This is a genomic window from Acidovorax sp. Root217, assembly GCF_001428645.1.
In the GTDB taxonomy this organism is placed as follows: Bacteria; Pseudomonadota; Gammaproteobacteria; order Burkholderiales; family Burkholderiaceae_C; genus Acidovorax.
This window is the reverse complement of the sequence record NZ_LMIH01000042.1, coordinates 119,202-137,012: the sequence shown is the minus strand read 5'-3', so window position 1 is coordinate 137,012 and position 17,811 is coordinate 119,202. Positions and strand designations below refer to the sequence as shown.

The window sequence follows — 17,811 nt, the reverse complement described above, 5'->3', positions numbered from 1 at the left end:
TGTCGGGTGGGGGATCAGCGCAGGGCGGGCAGGGCGCCCGAGCCTTGCGGGGCCCGGCGTGGCTGCACCAGGCGCGATGTGGTGCGCAGCACCAGGCCCGCAGGGCCGGTGTGCCACCAGTGGCGCACGCCGCGGCGCGGCCGGCCCAGGGACTGGGTGATGCGGTCGAGCGTGATGGCCAGCAGCACGATGCCCAGGCCGCCCACGGTGGCCAGGCCCATGTCCAGCCGGCCAATGCCGCGCAGAACCATCTGCCCCAGGCCGCCCACGGCGATCATCGAGGCGATGACCACCATCGACAGTGACAGCATCAGCGCCTGGTTGATGCCGGCCATGATGGAGGGCATGGCCAGCGGCAGCTGCACCTTCACCAGCATCTGCAGCGGCGATGCGCCATAGGCACGCGAGGCCTCGATCAGGTCGGGCCGCACCTGGCGCAGGCCCAGGTTGGTCAGGCGCACCAGCGGCGGCAGCGCGAAGACGATGGTGACCACCACGCCCGGCACGTTGCCGATGCCGAACAGCATCACCACCGGCACCAGGTAGACGAAGGCCGGCGTGGTCTGCATGGCATCAAGCAGCGGGCGCATGAGGCGCTGCGCGCGGTTGCTGCTGGCCAGCACGATGCCCAGGGGCAGGCCGATCAGCACGCAGAAAGCCAGCGAGGTGAGCACCAGCGACAAGGTGACCATGGCCTCGGGCCAGATGCCCAGCAGCGCCACCAGCGCCAGCGACACCACGGTGCCGATGGCCAGGGCGCGGCCCGCGAACTGCCAGGCCAGCAGACCCGCCAGAACGACCATGGCCGGGGCGGGCAGGCTGGTGAGCAGGCCTTCCACCCCGCTGAGCGTGCCGTCGATGGGCGCGCGCACGCTCTGAAAGAAGGGGCGAAAGTGCTCTACCGCCCAGCCAAGGCCCTGGTTGATCCAGGCCTCCACAGGAAGAGAGCCGGCGAACCAATCGCCGGGGCTCAGGCTGCTGGCCGCGGTGGGGTCGACCCCGCCTGCCAGGTCTGCAACCGGCGTGGGCGGGTTGAGCCAATCGGCGGCCGGTGCGCCGCTGTTGCCGGCCTGCATCGACGCTTCCCAGGGATCGACGAAGGGCGCCGGGGGCGTGTTCGCGCCCGCCAGGGCGGGTGCGTTGGCCGCATCGCTCGTCCAGGGGCCTTCCTGTGCCTGTGCCTGGTGCGTGTTCGTGGTCGTCTGGTTCATGCGCGGCTCCCTGCAGTGTCGGTGGATGGGGTGGATGGGGTGGCTGGCGTGGGTGCAATGGGCGGTGTGTCCCGGTCCAGAAAGCGCAGCAGCGTGGTCTTGCTGATCGCGCCGCGAAAGTGCCCGTCCGCGTCCACCACGGGCAGCGCGCAGGGGGCCTGCGCCACCTGGCCGAACAGATCGGCCACCGGCGCCTGGGCGGCGATGGGCTCCACCCCACCGATGTAGGCATGCTGCAGCCCGAGCGGCCCGGTGTGGCCTTGCAGGGCCGCGCGCAAGGAGTCGGCCGACACGGTGCCCAGGTAGCGCCGGCTGGGGTTGAGCACGTAGGCGAAGTCGTCATCGTGCCCCTCGATCAGCTGCAGCGCCGCACGGGCGCCCCGGTCGCTGTGCTCGTGCACCACCGTGAGGCGCTTGCGCGCGATGTCGCCGGCCTTGAACACGGCGGCCGCGTCCACGCCGCGCACGAAGCTGCGCACATAGCCGTTGGCCGGGTTGCGCAGGATCTCGTCGGGCGTGCCCACCTGCACGACTTCGCCGTCTTTCATGATGGCGATGCGGTCACCGATGCGCATGGCCTCGTCCAGGTCGTGCGAGATGAAGACGATGGTGCGCCGGCGCACCTGCTGCAGGCGCAGCAACTCGCTTTGCATCTCGGTGCGGATGATGGGGTCCAGCGCCGAGAAAGCCTCGTCCATGAGCAGGATGGACGGGTCGCTGGCCAGCGCCCGCGCCAGGCCCACACGCTGCTGCATGCCGCCCGAGAGCTCGTCGGGGTAGCTCGCGCCCCAGCCGGCCAGGCCCACCTGTTCCAGCGCCAGCGCGGCCTGCTGCTGGCGCTCCGCACGGCCCACGCCGGCCAGTTCGAGCCCGAAGGCGGCGTTGTCCAGCACCGTCAGGTGCGGCATCAGGGCGAAGGACTGGAAGACCATGCTGATGTCCTTGCGGCGCAGGGCGCGCAGCTGGCGCTCGCTCAGGGCATGGATGTCCTCGCCCTCCACCAGGATGCGGCCGGCCGTGGGTTCGATCAGGCGGTTGAGCATGCGCACCAGCGTCGATTTGCCCGAGCCCGACAGGCCCATGACGACGAAGATCTCGCCGGCCGCAATGGTGAAGCTGGCGTCGAAGACGGCGATGGAATTGCCGGTCTGCGCCAGGATGTCCTTCTTGTCCAGGCCCTGGCGTGCCAGGTCCAGCGCGGTCTGCGGTGTGTCGCCGAAAACCTTGAACACATGCTCGATGGTGATTTGTTTGGCCATGGGGTGGGTCCTTCCTCGGTGGATGGCGGGTGGATCAACACGCCCGGCCACCTACAGGTGGCCCAGGCTCGATGGAGGGCCGGAAAAGCGGAACCCTGATGCGGCAGCCAACCCGGCGCGCAGGCGCAGGGCACAAAGGCAAGGGGTGGGCACGGCAGGTGCCCGGATCGGCCCGAATGGCACGCGAGGTGGTGCGCAAGGGCCTCAGAGTCGGCGCGGCACCGCAGGGGGCCGAACGCTGAACGATGCATCAGGGCCGGAGATCCGGCCTTGGCGTCGGGGGCTGTCCGTCAACAGGTTTCAGCCGCCCCGACTCGGGGATTCGCCCTGTGAAAAGGACGATTACCTGCGTTGCAGGTTGTAAAACACCGGTGAATTATAAGTATTCAGTGCATTTATGTCGGAACTGCGGGTTTTTCCGACGGTGGTATACGCGGGCGCTGCGCGCGCGCCGCCCATGAAAAAGCCCCGCCGGACCTGGCTGGCAGGCCCGGGCGGGGCTTTGGGGAAGGAGTGGTCAGTGCTTGGCAGGTGGTGCGCTGTGCGCCATCAGGCGGTCCGTCGCCGCAATGGCCAGAGCGCTCAGCAGGAACACCACGTGGATGATGGTCTGCCACATCAGCACCTTGATGTCGTAGTTGGCGGCGTTGATGAAGGTCTTGAGCAGGTGGATGGAGCTGATGCCGATGATGGCGGTGGCCAGCTTGACCTTGAGCACCGAGGCGTTCACGTGGCTGAGCCATTCGGGCTGGTCGGGGTGGTCCTCCAGGTGCAGGCGCGAGACGAAGGTCTCGTACCCGCCCACGATCACCATGATCAGCAGGTTGGAGATCATCACCACGTCAATCAGCGCCAGCACCACCAGCATGATGATGGTCTCGTTGAGCGCCGTCACGTCCACATCGCTCTTGTAGCCGATGCTGGACACCAGCGATTTGAGTGCCGCCGTGTTGCCGAAGGCGGCCTCGATCAGGTGCACCAGCTCCACCCAGAAATGGAACACATACACCGCCTGCGCCAGGATCAGGCCCAGGTACAGGGGCAGCTGCAGCCAGCGGCTGGCAAAGATCAGCGAGGGCAGGGGGCGCATGGGGGCGGTAGTCAGGGGCGGCTTGGGGGCGGACATAAAGTGGGGGTGTTGGGGAGACGCGCGATTTTAGGGGGTCTCCCGCAGTGGCCTGTGACAGGACCTGTAAGCTTCGTGCCAGTCAGTGGCTTGTAAGTGCCGCGCAGGACAGTACCGGCCAAACCAATTCCATCAGACCCAGGAGACAACAAGATGAGTGCAGCATCCACCTCTACATCGGCAATCGAGTCCGTGCTGGTTGAAAACCGCGTGTTCCCCCCATCAGATGCCACCGTGAAGGCCGCCCGCGTGTCCGGCATGGCCGGCTACGACGCGCTGTGCGCCGAGGCCGACAAGGACTTCGAAGGCTTCTGGGCGCGCCTGGCGCGCGAGAACGTGCAGTGGACCAAGCCCTTCACCCGCACGCTGGACGAATCCAACGCCCCCTTCTTCAAATGGTTCGATGACGGCGAGCTCAACGCCAGCGCCAACTGCCTGGATCGCCACATCGGCACGCCCACCGAGAACAAGGACGCGATCATCTTCGAGGCCGACGATGGCACCGTGACCCGCGTGACCTACAAGGAATTGCTGGCCCGCGTGGGCCAGTTCGCCAATGCGCTCAAGGCCCATGGCGTCAGCAAGGGCGACCGCGTGCTGATCTACATGCCCATGACGGTGGAGGGCGTGATCGCCATGCAGGCCTGCGCGCGCATCGGCGCCACGCACAGCGTGGTGTTCGGCGGCTTCAGCGCCAAGGCGGTGCAGGAGCGCATCATCGACGCCGGTGCCGTGGCCGTGATCACCGCCAACTACCAGATGCGCGGCGGCAAGGAGCTGCCGCTCAAGGCCATCATCGACGAGGCCCTGGCCGCCGGCGGCTGCGACACCATCCGCAACGTCTTCGTCTACCAGCGCACGCGCACCGCATGCAACATGGTGGCCGGGCGCGACAAGACCTTCACCGAAGCCCTCGAAGGCCAGAGCACCGACTGCCCGCCCGTGGCCGTGGGCGCAGAGCACCCGCTGTTCATCCTGTACACCAGCGGCTCCACCGGCAAGCCCAAGGGCGTGCAGCACTCCACCGGCGGCTACCTGCTGTGGGCCAAGCTCACGATGGACTGGACCTTCGACCTGCGGCCTGACGACATCTTCTGGTGCACGGCCGACATCGGCTGGATCACCGGCCACACCTACGTGGCCTACGGCCCGCTGGCCGCAGGCGCCACGCAGATCATCTTCGAAGGCATCCCCACCTTCCCCAATGCCGGCCGCTTCTGGCAGATGATCGAGAAGCACAAGTGCACGATTTTCTACACGGCCCCCACCGCGATCCGTTCGCTCATCAAGGCCGCCGAGGGCGATGCCGCCGTGCACCCTGCGCGCTCGGACCTGTCGAGCCTGCGCATCCTGGGCAGCGTGGGCGAGCCCATCAACCCCGAAGCCTGGATGTGGTACCACAAGAACGTGGGCGGCGAGCGCTGCCCCATCGTGGACACCTTCTGGCAGACCGAGACCGGTGGGCACGTCATCACCCCGCTGCCCGGCGCCACGCCGCTGGTGCCCGGCAGCTGCACGCTGCCGCTGCCCGGCATCACTGCCGCCATCGTCGATGAAGTGGGCAACGACATCGCCAACGGCACGGGCGGCATCCTGGTCATCAAGCGCCCCTGGCCCAGCATGATCCGCACCATCTGGAACGACCCCGAGCGCTTCAAGAAGGCCTACTTCCCCGAAGAGCTCAAGGGCTACTACCTGGCCGGCGACGGTGCCGTGCGCAGCAGCGACCGGGCGTACTTCCGCATCACCGGCCGCATCGACGACGTGCTCAACGTCTCGGGCCACCGCATGGGCACGATGGAGATCGAATCGGCCCTGGTCTCCAAGACCGATCTGGTGGCCGAAGCCGCCGTGGTGGGCCGCCCCGACGACGTGACCGGCGAGGCCATCTGCGCCTTCGTCGTGCTCAAGCGCTCGCGCCCCACCGGCGAAGAGGCCAAGCAGATCGCCAACGAGCTGCGCGCCTGGGTCGCCAAGGAAATCGGCCCCATCGCCAAGCCCAAGGACATCCGCTTCGGCGATAACCTGCCCAAGACGCGCAGCGGCAAGATCATGCGCCGGCTGCTGCGCAGCATCGCCAAGGGGGAAGCCATCACCCAAGATACTTCCACCCTGGAGAATCCGGCAATCCTGGATCAGTTGTCGCAGACCAACTGATCCAGGAGGGCGCCGCAAGGCGCCCGCGCGCAGCGCTTGCAGGGTTTGGGGACACTCATATCGCGCAGCGATGTGACGTGGCCACAGAATCCTCGTCGATCATTCACGGCGCCTGATCGAAGCACCTTTTTAACGTTGCGAAGCCTTTCGGTCCCCTCGGGGTCCCGACTGCCCCTTCCGGAGCGCTTTTCCTCCCTCCCTCTCTTTTTCGTTTCGGGACGCTTCGCAACTTTTTTATCCCGGCCACCGGCCGCCGCGCAGCGGCCAGGCAGCCGCCCCTGTAGGACAGCTTCGGCAAACCGCTGCAAGGTCTGTGTTTGCAGCCCCGCATGGGTTACAACCCGTTCAACACGCCACCGGCCATAAGGGTCGGCGAGCGGTGCGTGCAACGAATGAACGGAGCTTTTCCCATGCAATTACGATCCATCGTGCTGCTGCTGACCATGCTGGCCATTGCCGTGCTGGCGGCCCTCAACTGGGCAGCGCTGTCTGCACCCGTGCCCGTGTCCCTGGGCGTGACCACACTGGAGGCGCCGCTGGGCCTGCTCATGCTGGGCCTCACGGCCTTGCTGGCCATCGTCGGCGTGGCCTATGTGCTCTCGCTTCAGGGCTCGGTGCTGCTGGAGACGCGCCGCCACACCAAGGAACTGCAGGCCCAGCGCGAGCTGGCCGACAAGGCCGAGGCCTCGCGCTTCACCGAGCTGCGCGCCTTTCTGGAAACCCAGCAGCAGCAAACGCACACCGCCCTGCTGGCCCGGCTGGACCACCTCGAAACCCGCCTGGCCGCCCGGGCCCAGGAATCCGACAACACCACCGCCGCCTATGTGGGGCAACTGGAGCAGCAAATGCGCGTGCGCGGGGCCGACATGAACCTCGTGTAACACGGTCTGGCCAGCATCCTGGCCCCCAAAGCACAACAGCCGCCCCACTGGCACAGTGGCACGGCTGTTGTCGTTTGTTGGCAGGGGAGGGCGCGGTGCCCTGGCGCCCGGCGGCTTACTTTACCGTCAGCACCCAGGCGGCCAGCTTCTTGGCATCGGCTTCGTTCACCTGTGCGTTGGCAGGCATGGGCACGGGGCCCCACACGCCGCCGCCGCCCTTCATGATTTTGGCGGCCAGCTTGTCCACGGCGTCCTTCTGGCCCGCGTACTTGGCCGCCACTTCCTTGTAGGAGGGGCCCACCACCTTCTTGTCCATGGCATGGCAGGCCATGCAGCTCTTGGCCGTGGCCAGCGCCAGATCGGCCATGGCGGGGCCTGCCACCGACAGCGTGAGGGCCAATGTGATCAGAGTGCGCTTCATGGTGGGGATTTTCCTGTGGGTTGGGTTACAGTTCTTTTAACGGAATTGTAGTGACTTGGGTTGACCTGGGGCCCGTCGGCCGCCAATCCCCTGCGCACCCGTATTGATTGGAGATCGCCATGTACCTGCTCGCCATCGCCGTTATCCTGACGGCACTGAAATACTTTGAAATCGGCCCCGTCGCGAACATGGATTGGTGGTGGATCCTGGGCTTCTACGGCGCCACCATCGTCTGGTGGGCCTGGGCCGATGCGACCGGCTACACCAAGCGCAAGGCCATGGAAAAGATGGCGACGCGCAAGCAGGACCGCATCAACAAGAACAAGGAAGCCATGGGCATCGCGCCGCGCAAGCCCCGCTGAGTGCGCTTGGCCGGGCGCAGGCGATGCCCTTGGCAGAGGCGGCACGCTTGCCGCCTGAGCGATCATCCCTGGCCCCTTAAAAAAAAGCCCGTACCGCAGTGGTATGGGCTTTTTTTATGCCTTGTCCGCCCGGGTGCCCATCCGCAAGGGCGCCTGGCACTTTCGGCACAGCGCCCTGGCGCAACCAGGCCAGCCAGTCCCCGGTCTTCTTCGTAAGGTATCGCCAGGGCAGGGCATGTCGCCCCGCCTGGCACAACTACCCCGAAGGAGACAACGATGGCGGAACTCTATGTCCTGGTCCATGGCGCCTGGCACACCGGCGCCGAGATGGAGGCCACGGCCGGCCACCTGCGCGCACGCGGCCACACGGTGCACTGCCCCACCCTGGCCGGCAACCGGCCGGGCGACGACCGGGCAGCCACGGGCCTGGCCGATGCGGTGGACTCGCTCGCGGCCTTCATCGAAGGCCAGGACCTCACGGACGTGCGCCTGGTGGGCCACAGCTATGGCGGCATGGTCATCAGCCACATGGCGGCGAGGCTGCCCGGGCGCATCCGCCGGCTGGTGTACTGGAATGCCTTTGTGCCGCTGGACGGCGAATGCCTCAACGACCTGGTGCCGCCCCACTACCGCGCGCTGTTCGACCAGGTGGCGGCGGCCAACGGCAATGCGGTGATGCTGCCGTACCCGATCTGGCGCGAGGCCTTCATCAACGACGCCGACGAGGCCCTGGCGCGCAGCAGCTATGCGCTGCTCAACCCGCACCCCTACCGCACCTTCACCGAACCGGCGCGCCTGCCCGTGCCCCTGGCGGCGCTGGAGATCGGCAAGAGCTACCTCAATGCCCAGCAGGACGCGGCCTTGCCCCACAGCCTGCCCTGGCACCCGCGCCTGTCGGAGCGGCTGGGCCTGTTCCGCCTGGTGGAGTGCCAGGGCAGCCACGAGATCTGCTTTTCCGACCCGGCGCTGGCTGCCGCCAGCATCGAGCGGGCCGGGCGGGACTGAAAAGCGGACCTCTTGTTGCGAGTGTGGATGGGTGCTTGGACCCACGCCCAACACGCGGCATAATCATGTCCATGACACCGCCCGGCCTGCGCCCGGCGGTGTCGTTTTTTTGACAACCCGAACGACGACGGACATGACCACCATTCCCATCACCAAGCGCGGCGCGGAGAAGCTGCGCGAAGAGTTGCACCGCTTGAAGACCGTGGACCGCCCCTGGGTGATCACGGCCATTTCCGACGCCCGCGCGCAGGGTGACCTGAGCGAAAACGCCGAATACGAAGCCGCCAAGGACCGCCAGGGCTTCATCGAAGGCCGCATCCAGGAGGTGGAGGGCAAGCTGTCCGCTGCGCAGATCATCGACCCGACCGCTGTGGATGCGGGTGGCAAGGTGGTGTTCGGCGCCACGGTGGAGCTTGAAGACGAAGAGTCCGGCGACACGGTGACCTACCAGATCGTGGGCGAGGACGAGGCCGACCTCAAGCAGGGCCTGATCAACGTCTCCAGCCCCATCGCGCGCGCGCTGATCGGCAAGGAAGAGGGCGACACCGCCGAAGTGCAGGCACCGGGCGGTGTTCGCCGCTACGAGGTGGTGGCCGTCAGCTACGTCTGAGGCCAGCAGGCCCTCTTTGGCTTCATGATCGCTGCGCGCCTTCCTGCACTGGCCGCTGCCCTGTGGTGGGGCAGCCTGACCACCGTGGGTTTCCTGGTGGTGCCCCTGCTGTTCGCCCACTTGCCCTCGGCCGCGATGGCCGGGCAGATGGCGGCGAAGCTGTTCGCGGCGCAGACCTGGGTCACGGTGGCTTGCTGCATGCTGCTGCTGCTCATCTCCCGGCGCCGGCACGAGGAGTTCCAGGAGCCCTGGGCCAAGGCCGTCCTGGGCTTCGTGCTCGGTGGCCTGCTGCTCGCCCTGCTGGTGCAGTTTGGCGTGTCGCCGCGCATCGTCGCGCGGCAGGACCTGCGCCTGTGGCATTCCGTGGGCACCGGCATGTACGTGCTGCAGTGGGTGTGCGCGCTGGTGGTGCTGTGGCGTACCGTGCAGGTTGCGGTCGCTCCCGCCGAAGACGGGGCCGGGCCGGCGCAGCCCGGTCTTTGAACCCGCTTATTCGTGCCAGTGCTCGGCCACCCAGGTGGCGGGGCGGATGTAGCGAAAACGCCGGTTGCGCCGGCCAGCCAGCGCATCGGGCGGGTTGCACTCGCCGTGAAAGATCACGATGCGCGCATCCTGCGGCACGAAAGGCGCCTTCCAGTAGTTGCTGGGCCAGGCGGGGATGCCGTGGTATTTGAAGCTCGGGCACCAGGCCGCAGGCCAGTAGGCGAGCTTGCCCTGCCGGTGCAGAAAGTCCGACAGGTAGGCCTGCTCGTTGCGGAACTGCTCGCGGATCTGCGCGAAATGGCCGCGAAAATAGTCGAGCACGTCCGGGTGGGCGCCCAGCTCGAAGCGGTACACCGACGAATTGCCCGTGACGCGCCAGGGACGCTTGTAATCGTGGATGATGAGGAATTCGCCCGGCTGGGTGAAGAAATCATCGAGCGGGCCGGTGACGACCACATCCACGTCGAGGAACAGCGCGGTGCCCTTGAGGCCGTGCAGGTCGGCGCTGAAGGTGACGAGCTTGGTCCAGCCGCGCTCGGGAATGCCGGCAGGCAGGTCCAGCGGCGGGATGGGCAGGCACTGCACTTCGCTGCGGATACCGGCATTGCTGTCGGTGAGGCAGACGAAGTTGAAATCGCCAGCCAGGTGCCTGCGCACCATGGCATAGAGGCGATTGACGTATTCGGGGCCGTATTTCGTGCCCCATTTCATGCAGATGACGTGGCGCTGGCCCCCGGGGGGCGCAGCGCCGCCAGCGGGCGTGGCCTGCATGCGGATCAGTCAGCCTGGCGTTTCTTGACGGACTTGAGCTTGGGCTTCTTGGCCCGCTTGATCTGGCCGCCGGGCGTCAGGCGCTGGTTGCCCAGCACGCGCAGCTGCTTGACCTCGGGGCGCTGGCCGGCGCGCTTGCTGTACTTGAGCACCTTCACGTCACGCGGGCCGGGCATGCGGTCTTCGTCGATGGTGCGTTCCTTGTCCTTGGCGGGCTGGGGGCGCCACAGCACGAGGAGCTTGCCGATGTGCTGGATGGGCGCGGCGCTCAGGTCGGCCGTGAGCTGCTGGTACATCAGCTCGCGGGCGGCGCGGTCGTCGTTGAAAACGCGCACCTTGATCAGCCCGTGGGCGTTCAGGGCGGCGTCGATTTCCTTTTGCACGGCGGGGGTGAGGCCATCGCCGCCCACGAGCACCACGGGGTTGAGGTGATGGGCATCGGCGCGGTATTCCCGGCGCTCAGCGGGAGTCAATTGAATTTGGGGCATGGGCCGTATTATCGAGGCTGAAAGAAAAACACAATGAAAGTTAAAACCCAAAGCAAGAAGGTCAACAAGGCGTGGCTCAATGACCACGTCAACGACACCTACGTCAAGTTGGCCCAGAAAGAGGGTTTTCGGGCCCGCGCAGCCTACAAGCTCAAGGAGATCGATGAGCAGCTGCACCTCATCAAGCCCGGCAATACGGTGGTGGACCTGGGCTCCACGCCCGGTGCCTGGAGCCAGTACGTGCGCCGACGCCTGTCGCCGGGTGGCGCGGCCACGGGGCAACTCAACGGCACCATCATCGCCCTGGACATCCTGCCCATGGAGCCCGTCGAGGGCGTGACCTTCCTGAACGGGGATTTTCGCGAAGAGGCGGTGCTGGCGCAACTGGAGGCGGCACTGGACGGCCGGGTGGTGGACGTGGTGGTCTCGGACATGGCGCCCAACCTCTCGGGGATTGAATCGGCCGATGCCGCCCGCATTTCCCATCTGGTCGAGCTGGCGGTGGAATTCGCCACCACCCACCTCAAGCCCGATGGGGCGCTGGTGGTCAAGCTGTTTCACGGCAGCGGCTACAGCGACCTGGTCACGCTGTTCAAGCAGACCTTCAAGGTGGTGAAACCCGTAAAGCCCAAGGCATCGCGCGATAAATCGTCAGAAACCTTCCTGGTCGGCATGGGGCTCAAGAAATCGGCGTGATGCGCCGAAATCTCCCAAAGGGGGCTGCCTGAGAGGCAAAACCCCCGCCGATATGTGACAAACCCCCGCAAATCCCGAGCGGTGCCCATGGCCGCTAGGGGGAATAGCCATGGTGTCTGCGCTTGAAAGACCTAAAATGGGCCACATATAGGCCGTGACGGCTTTGTGACCGTCGCCCTTTCTCCCTTGCAACTGGAGCCCCGCTTGAACAATCAGTGGTTTTCAAAAATTGCCGTATGGCTGGTCATTGCCATGGTGCTGTTCACGGTGTTCAAGCAGTTTGACACCCGTGGCGGCGCCAGCGCAGGACATATCGGGTACTCCGAATTCCTCGAAGAAGTTCGTAACAACCGTATCAAGAGCGCCACCATCCCCGAGGGGTTGAGCGGCGGCGAGATCGTTGCCACGACCAACGACGACCGCAAGATCCGCACGAACGCATCGGTGCTGGACCGCGGCCTGGTGGGCGACCTGATCAGCCACAATGTCAAGTTCGACGTCAAGCCCCGTGAAGAAGGCTCCCTGCTCATGACCTTGCTGGTCAGTTGGGGCCCCATGCTGCTGCTCATCGGCGTATGGGTTTACTTCATGCGCCAGATGCAGGGCGGCGGCAAGGGCGGTGCCTTCAGCTTCGGCAAGAGCAAGGCGCGCATGCTCGACGAAAACAACAACCAGGTCACTTTCGCGGACGTGGCCGGTTGTGACGAGGCCAAGGAAGAAGTCAAGGAAGTCGTGGACTTCCTGAAAGACCCGCAGAAGTTCCAGAAGCTCGGCGGGCGCATTCCGCGTGGCCTGCTGCTGGTCGGCCCGCCCGGCACCGGCAAGACCCTGCTGGCCAAGTCCATCGCGGGCGAAGCCAAGGTGCCGTTCTTCAGCATCTCGGGCTCCGACTTCGTGGAAATGTTCGTCGGCGTGGGCGCGGCCCGTGTGCGCGACATGTTCGACAACGCCAAGAAGAACGCCCCCTGCATCATCTTCATCGATGAAATCGACGCCGTGGGCCGCCAGCGCGGTGCCGGCCTCGGTGGTGGCAACGACGAGCGCGAACAGACCCTGAACCAGATGCTGGTCGAGATGGACGGCTTCGAAACCAATCTGGGCGTGATCGTGGTGGCTGCCACCAACCGCCCCGACATCCTGGACGCCGCCCTGCTGCGCCCCGGCCGGTTCGACCGCCAGGTGTATGTGACGCTGCCCGACATCCGCGGCCGCGAACAGATCCTGAACGTGCACATGCGCAAGATCCCGATCGGCCAGGACGTGGCCCCGAACATCATTGCCCGTGGCACGCCTGGCATGAGCGGTGCCGACCTGGCCAACCTGTGCAATGAAGCCGCCCTGATGGCTGCGCGCCGCAACGCCCGCACCGTGGAGATGCAGGACTTCGAGAAGGCCAAGGACAAGATCCTCATGGGCCCCGAGCGCAAGAGCATGGTCATGCCCGAGGAAGAGCGCCGCAACACGGCCTACCACGAGTCCGGCCACGCCCTGATCGGCAAGCTGCTGCCCAAGTGCGACCCGGTGCACAAGGTCACCATCATCCCCCGTGGCCGTGCCCTGGGCGTGACGATGAGCCTGCCCGCGCAGGACCGCTACAGCTACGACCGCGAGTACATGCTCAACCAGATCAGCATGCTGTTCGGTGGCCGCATTGCCGAAGAAGTGTTCATGAACCAGATGACCACCGGCGCCAGCAACGACTTCGAGCGTGCCACGCACATCGCACGTGACATGGTGACCCGCTATGGCATGACCGCAGCCTTGGGCCCGATGGTCTATGCCGAGAACGAGGGCGAAGTGTTCCTGGGCCGCTCGGTCACCAAGACCACGAACATGAGCGAGCAGACCATGGAAAAGGTCGATGGCGAGGTGCGCCGCATCATCGACGAGCAGTACGACCTGGCCCGCCGCCTGATCGAAGAGAACAGCGACAAGATGCACGCCATGGCCAAAGCCCTGCTCGAATGGGAAACCATCGACACGGAACAGCTCGACGACATCATGGCCGGCAAGCCTCCACGCCCTCCCAAGGACTGGACGCCCCGCACGCCTTCGTCGGGTGGGGACACCCCTGGCGGCGGCACGCCTGCCGTGGCCACCGAGGCTGCGCCAGCAGCTCCATCGGCCGCCTGATAGAGAGCGTCCAGGCACGACAGGCGAACCAGCGGTTCGACCGCAGCAACGGGGCCCAGTGCCCCGTTTTTCGTGGCCGGGCCCGGCAGCAACCCTTTCTTCGTCTCTCTCCCGCATCCACTTCCCTTCCGTCCCCCTGCCTGTGCGTCCCTGGCGGCGCCGTTCAATCCCCGGTGGACCACCTCCCATTCCATGCTCTGGCAGACCTCCCGCTTCGCCATTGATCTCGCCCGGCCGCAGGTCATGGGCATCGTCAATGTCACGCCCGATTCGTTCTCGGACGGCGGGCAGCACGCCAGCACGGCCGCTGCGCTGCGCCATTGCGAGCAACTGGTGCGCGATGGTGCGCGCATCCTCGACATCGGCGGTGAATCCACGCGCCCCGGCAGCCCCGCCGTGGCGCTGGCCGAAGAGCTGGCCCGCGTGGTGCCGGTGGTGCAGGGCGCAGTGTCGCTGGGCGTACCGGTGTCTGTCGACACCTACAAGCCCGAGGTGATGCAGGCCGTGCTCGACCTGGGGGCCGACATCGTCAACGATGTGTGGGCGCTGCGCCAACCTGGCGCGGCGGCCGTGGTGGCCAGCCACCCGCTGTGCGGGGTTTGCCTGATGCACATGCACCGCGATCCGCAGACCATGCAGGTGGCGCCCATGGCGGGCGACGTGGTGGCCCAGGTGCTGTCGTTCCTGGCGCAGGCGGCCGACGGTCTGCAGGCCCTGGGCGTGGCCCCCGGGCGCATTGCGCTCGACCCCGGCATTGGCTTTGGCAAGACGGTGGAGCAGAACTTTGCGCTGCTGGCGCGCCAGCAGGAGCTGGCGGCCACCGGCTACGCAGTGTTGGCCGGCTGGTCGCGCAAGTCGTCCCTGGGGGCGGTGACCGGGCTGGCCGTGGCCGGCGAACGCATGCTGCCCAGCGTGGCGGCGGCGCTGCTGGCGGTGGTGAACGGTGCGCGCATCGTGCGCGTGCACGACGTGGCCGAGACGGTGACCGCCCTGGCCGTGTGGCAGGCCATGGAGCAGCAGCGACAGCCGTGAGGGCTGTGGCAGGTACGAGGCCGGTACGAGCAAGTGCGAAGCAAAACCAAAAAGCGACAGAACCCGAGGAGATTTCACACATGACACGCCAGTATTTCGGCACCGACGGCATTCGCGGTACCGTGGGCCAGGCCCCCATCACCCCCGACTTCGTGTTGCGCCTGGCCCATGCCGTGGGGCGCGTGCTGCGCCGCACCGAAGAGCGCCCCACCGTGCTCATCGGCAAGGACACGCGCATCTCGGGCTACATGCTCGAAAGCGCGCTGGAGTCGGGCTTCAACTCGGCCGGGGTGGACGTGGTGCTGCTCGGCCCGCTACCCACACCGGGCGTGGCCTACCTCACGCGCGCGCAGCGTGCCAGCCTGGGCGTGGTGATCAGCGCCAGCCACAACGCGTTTCCCGACAACGGCATCAAGTTCTTCAGCGCCCAGGGCACCAAACTGCCCGACGCCTGGGAGCTGGCGGTGGAAGCGGCCCTGTCTGAAGCCCCTGTGTGGGCCGACTCGGCCAGCCTGGGCAAGGCGCGCCGTCTTGACGACGCGGCGGGCCGCTACATCGAGTTCTGCAAGAGCACCTTCCCGCAGGACCTGACCCTGAAGGGCCTGAAGATCGTGGTGGATGGCGCCCATGGCGCGGCCTACCAGGTGGCGCCCAAGGTGTTCCACGAGTTGGGCGCCGAGGTGCTGTCCATCGGCTGCGCGCCCGACGGCCTGAACATCAACCACGAGGTGGGGGCCACGCACCCCGAGGCGCTGGTGCGCTCGGTGCGCGCCAACCGCGCCGACTACGGCATCGCGCTCGACGGCGATGCCGACCGCCTGCAGATGGTGGATGCCACGGGCCGCCTGTACAACGGCGACGAGCTGCTCTACCTCATGGCCGCCGACCGCCTGGGCCGCGGCGAAGAGGTGCCCGGCGTGGTCGGCACCCTCATGACCAACATGGCCGTGGAGGTGGCGCTGCAGCAGCGCGGCGTGCAATTCGTGCGCGCCAAGGTGGGCGACCGCTACGTGCTCGAAGAGCTGGCGCGCCACGGCTGGACGCTGGGCGGCGAGGGCTCAGGCCACCTGCTGGCGCTGGACCGCCACACCACGGGCGATGGCCTGGTCAGCGCCCTGCAGGTGCTGCAGGCCTGCGTGCGCAGCGGCAGGAAGCTGCCCGAGCTGCTCAGCGACGTGACCCTGTACCCCCAGGTGCTGCTCAACGTGCGCCTGGCTCCCGGTCAGGACTGGAAGTCGAACCAGCTGCTGGCCCGAGAGACCGAGGCCGTGAAGCAGGAGCTGGGCACCACGGGCCGCGTGCTGATACGCGCCAGCGGCACCGAGCCCCTGCTGCGCGTGATGGTCGAGGCGCGCGAGGCCCAGCAGGCGAGCCACTGCGCCCAGCGCCTGGCCGATGCAGCCCGTGCAGGTTGAGACCATGACTCCCGCACAGATTGAAGTTCGCCGCGTGGACTACGCCGATCCCGGCGACGCCCAGGCGCTGGTGCAGTTGCTCGACGGCTACGCCCGCGACGCAGCCGGTGGTGGCCAGCCGCTGGCCGCGCATGTGCTGCACGGCCTGCCCGCCGCACTGCGGCAGCGCCCACAGGCCTTCAGCGTGTTGGCCTGGGCACAGCAAGAGGGCGCGCCGCCCGTGCCCGTGGGTCTGGTCAACTGCTTCGAGGGCTTTTCCACCTTTGCCTGCCAGCCCCTGGTCAACGTGCACGATGTGGTGGTGGCACCGGGCTGGCGCGGCCAGCGCATCGCGCAGCGCATGCTGGCGCTGGTGGAGTCCATCGCGCGCGAGCGCGGTGCCTGCAAGCTCACGCTCGAAGTGCTCTCGGGCAACACCAGCGCCATGGCGCTGTACCTGCGCGAAGGCTTCGCGCCGTATGCGCTGGACCCAGCGATGGGGCAGGCGCAGTTTCTGCAGAAGAAGCTGCTCTGATATGGCTGCGGCCCCGGCTTTTGTAAGCAGCTGTTTGCTTGTAGATGCTGCGGTGCAATCCGTGTAGCCTGTCGCCTCCATCCTCGTAAACCCCGATGCGGTTGCACGGCACGTATCGTCCAGAATCTCGCACCCACAAGGTGACGGCGGGCGGTGCGCAGGGTGCATCACGGCCGTATTTTCAAGGAGCAAGCCTTTCATGACCCATTCCCCCCTGCGCACCGCAGTCGCCAGCCTGTTCCTCGTTGCCACATGTGCCGCACCCTTGTCCGCGCATGCCGGCAAGACGCTGGACGGCATCAAGGCCCGGGGCCTGGTGGTCTGCGGCGTCAACACGGCGCTGGCCGGCTTTTCGGTAGCCGATGCGGGGGGCAAGTGGTCGGGCCTCGATGTGGACATCTGCCGCGCAGTGGCGGCGGCGGTGCTGGGCGATGGCGAGAAGGTCAAGTTCGTGCCGCTCAGCACCCAGCAGCGCTTCACGGCGCTGCAGTCGGGCGAGATCGACGTGCTCTCGCGCAACACCACTTTTTCATTGACGCGCGATGCGTCCATGGGCCTGCACCAGACGGCCGTCACCTACTACGACGGCCAGGGCGTGATGGTGCTCAAGAAAAGCGGCATCAAGGGCTTGAAGCAGCTCAAGGGCCAGACGGTGTGCGTGCAATCGGGCACCACCACCGAGAAGAACCTCGTCGATTACTCGAAGGCCAACAACCTGGCCATCAAGCCTGCCGTGTTCGAAAAGGTCGAGGCCGCCACCGCCGCCTACTTCGCGGGCCGCTGCGTGGGCTACACCACCGACGCCTCCGGCCTCGCATCGGTGCGCAACAAGGAGGCCAAGGACCCGTCGGAGCACGTGGTGCTGCCCGAGCTGATTTCCAAGGAGCCCCTGGGCCCCATGGTGCGCCGTGGCGACGATGAGTGGTTTGCCATCGTCAAGTGGGTGGTCTACGGCCTGATCGAGGCCGAGGAATATGGCGTGACCCAGTCCTCGGTCGACCGGCTCAAGACCGGCAGCACCGACCCCGTGGTGCAGCGCCTGCTGGGCACCACCGAAGACACTGGCAAGCTGCTGGGGCTGGACCGCGACTGGCTGGCCCGCGCCGTCAAGACCACGGGCAACTACGGTGAGATCTTCGAGCGCAACGTAGGCCCCAAGTCGGCCCTGGGCCTGCAGCGCGGCCTGAACAACCAGTGGAACAAGAACGGGCTGATGTACGCCTTCCCGATCCGCTGAGGATCCCGAT

General features: G+C 66.7%; 18 protein-coding genes. 12 read left to right on the top strand and 6 right to left on the bottom strand.

All coding sequences use genetic code 11. The features are described from left to right. Positions 1–14: 14 nt before the first annotated feature. The 3 genes from proW to ASE31_RS29170 form a co-directional block, all read right to left on the bottom strand. Entirely contained in the window at positions 15–1,211 is a 1,197-nt protein-coding gene (proW, locus tag ASE31_RS29180) for a glycine betaine/L-proline ABC transporter permease ProW (RefSeq protein WP_082604419.1), read from the bottom strand. Then, complete coding sequence (gene proV, locus ASE31_RS29175) at positions 1,208–2,470, bottom strand: glycine betaine/L-proline ABC transporter ATP-binding protein ProV (protein WP_057206491.1); 1,263 nt, start codon at positions 2,468–2,470, stop codon at positions 1,208–1,210. Before proV ends, proW begins: the two co-directional genes overlap by 4 nt. 517 nt (positions 2,471–2,987) lie before the next feature. Then, the gene (locus ASE31_RS29170) at positions 2,988–3,596 is read right to left on the bottom strand and encodes a TIGR00645 family protein (protein ID WP_057206488.1); all 609 of its coding nucleotides are present in this window, start codon (positions 3,594–3,596) and stop codon (positions 2,988–2,990) included. 153 nt (positions 3,597–3,749) lie between these two features. Between ASE31_RS29170 and acs the strand changes: the two genes are divergently transcribed. Both acs and ASE31_RS29160 read left to right on the top strand, forming a co-directional pair. Then, entirely contained in the window at positions 3,750–5,753 is a 2,004-nt protein-coding gene (gene acs, locus ASE31_RS29165; RefSeq protein WP_057206486.1) for an acetate--CoA ligase, read from the top strand. Positions 5,754–6,163: 410 nt separating this feature from the next. Continuing rightward, entirely contained in the window at positions 6,164–6,634 is a 471-nt protein-coding gene (locus ASE31_RS29160) for a signal transduction histidine kinase (protein WP_057206484.1), read from the top strand. A gap of 115 nt (positions 6,635–6,749) precedes the next feature. Here ASE31_RS29160 and ASE31_RS29155 read toward each other — a convergent pair whose 3' ends face one another. Continuing rightward, positions 6,750–7,055, bottom strand: coding sequence for a c-type cytochrome (locus ASE31_RS29155; RefSeq protein WP_057206482.1), 306 nt, complete (start codon positions 7,053–7,055; stop codon positions 6,750–6,752). 119 nt (positions 7,056–7,174) lie between these two features. Here ASE31_RS29155 and ASE31_RS29150 point away from each other — a divergent pair, with 119 nt between their 5' ends. The 4 genes from ASE31_RS29150 to ASE31_RS29135 all read left to right on the top strand — a co-directional run bounded on the left by ASE31_RS29150 (position 7,175) and on the right by ASE31_RS29135 (position 9,515). Next, on the top strand, positions 7,175–7,417 hold the full coding sequence (locus ASE31_RS29150; protein WP_057206481.1) for a TIGR04438 family Trp-rich protein: 243 nt from the start codon (positions 7,175–7,177) through the stop codon (positions 7,415–7,417). A 276-nt stretch (positions 7,418–7,693) separates the two neighbouring features. Then, positions 7,694–8,422: an alpha/beta fold hydrolase gene (locus ASE31_RS29145; RefSeq protein ID WP_057206478.1), complete on the top strand. Its 729-nt coding sequence runs from the start codon at positions 7,694–7,696 to the stop codon at positions 8,420–8,422. A 133-nt stretch (positions 8,423–8,555) separates the two neighbouring features. Continuing rightward, positions 8,556–9,032, top strand: a complete 477-nt coding sequence (gene greA, locus ASE31_RS29140) for a transcription elongation factor GreA (RefSeq protein ID WP_057206476.1) — start codon at positions 8,556–8,558, stop codon at positions 9,030–9,032. A 24-nt stretch (positions 9,033–9,056) separates the two neighbouring features. After that, positions 9,057–9,515, top strand: a complete 459-nt coding sequence (locus ASE31_RS29135) for a DUF4149 domain-containing protein (protein WP_057206474.1) — start codon at positions 9,057–9,059, stop codon at positions 9,513–9,515. 6 nt (positions 9,516–9,521) lie between these two features. Here ASE31_RS29135 and ASE31_RS29130 read toward each other — a convergent pair whose 3' ends face one another. Together ASE31_RS29130 and ASE31_RS29125 are read right to left on the bottom strand one after the other, a co-directional pair. Next, positions 9,522–10,286, bottom strand: coding sequence for a hypothetical protein (locus ASE31_RS29130; RefSeq protein WP_057206473.1), 765 nt, complete (start codon positions 10,284–10,286; stop codon positions 9,522–9,524). A gap of 5 nt (positions 10,287–10,291) precedes the next feature. After that, entirely contained in the window at positions 10,292–10,774 is a 483-nt protein-coding gene (locus tag ASE31_RS29125) for a YhbY family RNA-binding protein (RefSeq protein ID WP_057206472.1), read from the bottom strand. 33 nt (positions 10,775–10,807) lie between these two features. Here ASE31_RS29125 and ASE31_RS29120 point away from each other — a divergent pair, with 33 nt between their 5' ends. The 6 genes from ASE31_RS29120 (at position 10,808) to ASE31_RS29095 (ending at position 17,801) form a co-directional block, all read left to right on the top strand. Then, positions 10,808–11,470 carry an RlmE family RNA methyltransferase gene (locus tag ASE31_RS29120; protein ID WP_057206470.1) on the top strand — a complete coding sequence of 221 codons (663 nt, stop codon included), beginning with the start codon at positions 10,808–10,810 and terminating at the stop codon, positions 11,468–11,470. Between the two features lie 204 nt (positions 11,471–11,674). Next, on the top strand, positions 11,675–13,603 hold the full coding sequence (ftsH, locus tag ASE31_RS29115; RefSeq protein ID WP_057206467.1) for an ATP-dependent zinc metalloprotease FtsH: 1,929 nt from the start codon (positions 11,675–11,677) through the stop codon (positions 13,601–13,603). 192 nt (positions 13,604–13,795) lie between these two features. Beyond that, positions 13,796–14,635, top strand: a complete 840-nt coding sequence (gene folP, locus ASE31_RS29110) for a dihydropteroate synthase (RefSeq protein WP_057206466.1) — start codon at positions 13,796–13,798, stop codon at positions 14,633–14,635. A gap of 80 nt (positions 14,636–14,715) precedes the next feature. After that, positions 14,716–16,050 carry a phosphoglucosamine mutase gene (glmM, locus tag ASE31_RS29105; RefSeq protein WP_057206464.1) on the top strand — a complete coding sequence of 445 codons (1,335 nt, stop codon included), beginning with the start codon at positions 14,716–14,718 and terminating at the stop codon, positions 16,048–16,050. 4 nt (positions 16,051–16,054) lie between these two features. Beyond that, positions 16,055–16,564 (top strand): GNAT family N-acetyltransferase, encoded by a 510-nt coding sequence (locus ASE31_RS29100; protein WP_057206519.1) that lies wholly within the window; start codon positions 16,055–16,057, stop codon positions 16,562–16,564. 199 nt (positions 16,565–16,763) lie between these two features. Further along, a complete protein-coding gene (locus ASE31_RS29095; protein WP_057206462.1) occupies positions 16,764–17,801 on the top strand; it encodes an amino acid ABC transporter substrate-binding protein in 1,038 nt (345 codons plus the stop codon). Positions 17,802–17,811 lie beyond the last annotated feature (10 nt).

Bases quoted from the DNA above. Each gene is read 5' to 3' on its own strand.
- ASE31_RS29170 (WP_057206488.1), bottom strand. From the start codon at position 3,596: ATGTCCGCCCCCAAGCCGCCCCTGACTACCGCCCCCATGCGCCCCCTG.
- acs (WP_057206486.1), top strand. From the start codon at position 3,750: ATGAGTGCAGCATCCACCTCTACATCGGCAATCGAGTCCGTGCTGGTT.
- ASE31_RS29120 (WP_057206470.1), top strand. From the start codon at position 10,808: ATGAAAGTTAAAACCCAAAGCAAGAAGGTCAACAAGGCGTGGCTCAAT.
- proW (WP_082604419.1), bottom strand. From the start codon at position 1,211: ATGAACCAGACGACCACGAACACGCACCAGGCACAGGCACAGGAAGGC.
- ASE31_RS29145 (WP_057206478.1), top strand. From the start codon at position 7,694: ATGGCGGAACTCTATGTCCTGGTCCATGGCGCCTGGCACACCGGCGCC.
- greA (WP_057206476.1), top strand. From the start codon at position 8,556: ATGACCACCATTCCCATCACCAAGCGCGGCGCGGAGAAGCTGCGCGAA.
- ASE31_RS29130 (WP_057206473.1), bottom strand. From the start codon at position 10,286: ATGCAGGCCACGCCCGCTGGCGGCGCTGCGCCCCCCGGGGGCCAGCGC.
- ASE31_RS29150 (WP_057206481.1), top strand. From the start codon at position 7,175: ATGTACCTGCTCGCCATCGCCGTTATCCTGACGGCACTGAAATACTTT.
- ASE31_RS29095 (WP_057206462.1), top strand. From the start codon at position 16,764: ATGACCCATTCCCCCCTGCGCACCGCAGTCGCCAGCCTGTTCCTCGTT.
- ASE31_RS29160 (WP_057206484.1), top strand. From the start codon at position 6,164: ATGCAATTACGATCCATCGTGCTGCTGCTGACCATGCTGGCCATTGCC.
- proV (WP_057206491.1), bottom strand. From the start codon at position 2,470: ATGGCCAAACAAATCACCATCGAGCATGTGTTCAAGGTTTTCGGCGAC.
- ASE31_RS29135 (WP_057206474.1), top strand. From the start codon at position 9,057: ATGATCGCTGCGCGCCTTCCTGCACTGGCCGCTGCCCTGTGGTGGGGC.
- glmM (WP_057206464.1), top strand. From the start codon at position 14,716: ATGACACGCCAGTATTTCGGCACCGACGGCATTCGCGGTACCGTGGGC.
- folP (WP_057206466.1), top strand. From the start codon at position 13,796: ATGCTCTGGCAGACCTCCCGCTTCGCCATTGATCTCGCCCGGCCGCAG.
- ASE31_RS29125 (WP_057206472.1), bottom strand. From the start codon at position 10,774: ATGCCCCAAATTCAATTGACTCCCGCTGAGCGCCGGGAATACCGCGCC.
- ASE31_RS29155 (WP_057206482.1), bottom strand. From the start codon at position 7,055: ATGAAGCGCACTCTGATCACATTGGCCCTCACGCTGTCGGTGGCAGGC.
- ASE31_RS29100 (WP_057206519.1), top strand. From the start codon at position 16,055: ATGACTCCCGCACAGATTGAAGTTCGCCGCGTGGACTACGCCGATCCC.